Source organism: Sphaerotilus sp., from assembly GCF_041083715.1.
Classification (GTDB): domain Bacteria; phylum Pseudomonadota; class Gammaproteobacteria; order Burkholderiales; family Burkholderiaceae_C; genus Sphaerotilus.
This window is the reverse complement of record NZ_JBFPGY010000151.1, coordinates 1-3,136: the sequence shown is the minus strand read 5'-3', so window position 1 is coordinate 3,136 and position 3,136 is coordinate 1. Positions and strand designations below refer to the sequence as shown.

3 protein-coding genes are annotated in these 3,136 nt (G+C 66.6%); all 3 read right to left on the bottom strand.

Annotated elements, in window-relative coordinates; translation table 11 throughout:
• On the bottom strand, positions 1-1,703 hold a 1,703-nt coding region (locus tag AB3X43_RS06890), incomplete at its 3' end, for a hypothetical protein (RefSeq protein WP_369429119.1).
• A 50-nt stretch (positions 1,704-1,753) separates the two neighbouring features.
• Complete coding sequence (dksA, locus tag AB3X43_RS06885) at positions 1,754-2,227, bottom strand: RNA polymerase-binding protein DksA (protein WP_322586810.1); 474 nt, start codon at positions 2,225-2,227, stop codon at positions 1,754-1,756.
• A 138-nt stretch (positions 2,228-2,365) separates the two neighbouring features.
• Positions 2,366-3,136: CobW family GTP-binding protein (locus AB3X43_RS06880; protein ID WP_369429118.1), on the bottom strand; the 771-nt coding region annotated here is incomplete at its 5' end.

Here is a 3,136-nt window from a genome sequence, read left to right as displayed (position 1 = left end):
CGCCCCTCGGAATGGCGGGACAGCACCCAGTTGAGCAGGTCGCCTGCCGCAATGAAATCGACGCGGATCAGGCGCGCGCAGGACACCTGGATCAGCGTCGACTTGCCGATCTGCTGGTCCATGCCCTTGAGCAGGTTGCCGATGTCGCCGATGAGCTGGCCGTTCAGCTCGACGGTGGCCACTTCCAGCAGGCCCTCGTCCGGTGTCTGCGATTCCATGAAGCCGGTGACGACCTCGGCGACGCTGGCGACCGGCGCCACGGTCCGGCCCGTTTCGTCGGACAGCCGCAGCACGCAGCGCGACGGTGCCCACGATGGCGGAGACACCTCGTAGGTCAGGCAGTAGTCGATGGCGACCTGGTCGAAATCGAGGGCCCGGTGGGTCAGTCGCAGTGCTTCGAGGCGCAGCATCCAGTACGCCGGATCCGCGTCGCGCACGCTGGTGGGCGACAGGTCGGCCAGCAGCGTGAACAGCGAATCGCCGCCAAGCCAGCACATCTCGATCGGCTCATCCGCCCAGTCCTTCAGGAGACGGTGCAGCGCGCTGGCGGCCTGCGCGTCGATGTGGCGCGTGTGGCGCCAGTCAAGCACCCAGGGCAGCGGCATCTGCAGCAGCTGCGAGCGCAGCTGGGTGACGGCGTCGGCATCGATGAAATCGGGTGCGACCCAGCCGACCGTGCCGTCGAACTGGCTGTTGTTGTTGCCGCGCAGGGGCGGACGCGCACGCTCGCTGGCGACGGCATCCGCCACCAGGCGCGGCAGCGAATACCACTGCGGCGGTGACCAGCCGAAGCGCTGGGTGTAGTCCAGTGCCAGCGATTCGAACTTGAGCTGCTGGCCGGTCGCACGGTAGAGGTCGAACAGGGCATACCAGGTTTCGGCATGCTGGGCCCGCGGGCCGCTCAGACCGATCAGGCTGTGCAGGGAGCGTTCGCACAGGTCGAAATCGGCGTTGGCGAAGGCGATCACCGCCTCGTCGAGATCCGGATCGTGTGCCAGCTCGGTCACTTCGACGCTGTGCGGCGACGCGTCGTCCATCAAGCCGTGGACGCTGCTGACGCGGGAGGGCGCCAGACGCGAGGCACCAGTCGTCAGCCCCGGGGATTCAGTGGCGAACGCCCGCAGCGAGAGGCCGCGGGCATGGGGGTCATGGCCCATCACCACCGACTCCATCTGCATCGGCGTCGTCGGCTTGAAGGCGTCCGAGAGCTGGGGATGTGCCGCCATGACCTGCGGTGCCGTCGTCGCGCCGAAGAAGGACTCGGTGCGCACGACGGGCGCCTGGCGGCCCACCGTGACGGCGGCGTTGCGACGGGGCGCCGAGCCGTTGGCCTCGATCACCATCTGGCGCTCGATCGCGTCGATCTTGTCCTTGACGTCGTCGCTGTCCGGGCGGGTGGCGTAGCTGTCCTGGCTGCGCACCTCGGAGTCGTCGAGGTGCGACAGACCATCGAGGCCTGCCAGGCCCTCGCCGGTCAGCCCTTCCCGGCGGATCTTGCGCAGCGTGTCGAACTCGCGCTTGCGCACGAAATCGTTGCGCCGCTTGCGCTCGATCATCGCCTTGAGTTCGGACTTGGCGTGGTCGTCTTCCTTGCTGTCCGGCCCGGCCGAACTCAGGTCTGCCCAGTCGGTGGTCGGGTTGAGCGCGAAGCGCACCACCTTGCGGAAAAAACCGCTCTTGGGAGGATCCTTGGGGTCAGCCATGTCTGGAGGTACGGCTGGACACAGACGGGTTGATCAGCAGGCCCGTGTGCTCAGTCGCCGAAGAGTTTTTGTTTCAGTTCCCTGCGCTGCTGCGCTTCCAGTGACAGTGTAGCGGTCGGGCGTGCCAGCAGGCGTCCCAGGCCGATCGGTTCGCCGGTTTCATCACAGTAACCATAGTCACCGGATTCGATGCGGCTCAGCGACTGGGTGATCTTCTTCAGCAGCTTGCGCTCGCGGTCGCGGGTGCGCAGTTCCAGCGCGTGCTCTTCCTCGATCGTGGCGCGATCCGCTGGATCGGGGACGATGGACGTGTCTTCACGCAGGTGCTCGGTCGTTTCGCCCGCGTTGGCCAGCAGGTCATCCTTCTGCTTTTTCAGGCAGGCACGGAAGAAGTCGAGCTGCTGCTCGCTCATGTACTCGCTCTCGGGCATGGCCATCAGCTCGGCTTCCGTCAGGTCGCGTCCGGCTTTGGTCTTCCACGCGTTGGCGAGGGTCGGGTCGGTCTTGGGGTCGTTCTGGGGCATGGGAGACTCTGGTGGCAATCAAGGGTGAAATCGTGGCGGCCACCTGTCAGGGCCGATTCCGGGCGCGCGGATTGTATCCACCTCAGCCTGCCGGCGCCTGAGGCGTGCCGGCGAGGGTGTGCCCCGACGTGCGGCGCATCACACCAGACACTGCGCCAGGCCTTGCTGGAACACGTCACCGGGCAAGTCGATGCCGATGAACACCATCTTGCTCTGGCGCTTCTCGCCGGGCATCCACTTCGGGCCGAGGTCGCTGCCCATCAGCTGGTGCACGCCCTGGAAGATGACCTTGCGCTCGGTGCCCTTCATGTTCAGCACGCCCTTGTAGCGCAGCATGCGCGGGCCGTAGATCTGCACGATCGAGCCGAGGAAGTCCTCCAGCTTGGCCGGGTTGAAGGCCTTGTGCGAGCGGAAGACGAAGGACTTCACGTCGTCGTCGTGGTGATGGTGGTGCGGGTGGTCGCAGTGTTCGCCGGGTGCGTGGTCATGGCCGTGGTGGTCGTCGTGCGCATGGCCGTGGCCGTGGTCGGCGGCTGCGAGGAACTCCGGGTCGATCTCCAGCTTGGCGTTCAGGTTGAAGCCGTGCAGGTCGAACACCTGGGCGATGGGCACCTCGCCGAAGTTCACGCGGCGCTGCGGCGCACGCGGGTTCATGTGCTTCAGGCGGTGCGACAGCGCATCGAGCGACGCCTCGTCGACGAGATCGGCCTTGCTGATGAAGAGCTGGTCGGCGAAACCGATCTGGCGGCGCGCTTCCTGGCGGTCGTCGAGCTGGGTCTGGGCGTGCACGGCGTCCACCAGCGTCAGGATGGAGTCGAGCAGGTAGCTCTCGGCGACCTCGTCGTCCATGAAGAAGGTCTGCGCCACCGGACCGGGATCGGCGAGGCCGGTGGTCTCGATCACCACGCG

What these genes read in the sequence shown, in the direction of transcription:
- dksA (WP_322586810.1), bottom strand. Translation starts at nt 2,227, where the DNA reads ATGCCCCAGAACGACCCCAAGACCGACCCGACCCTCGCCAACGCGTGG.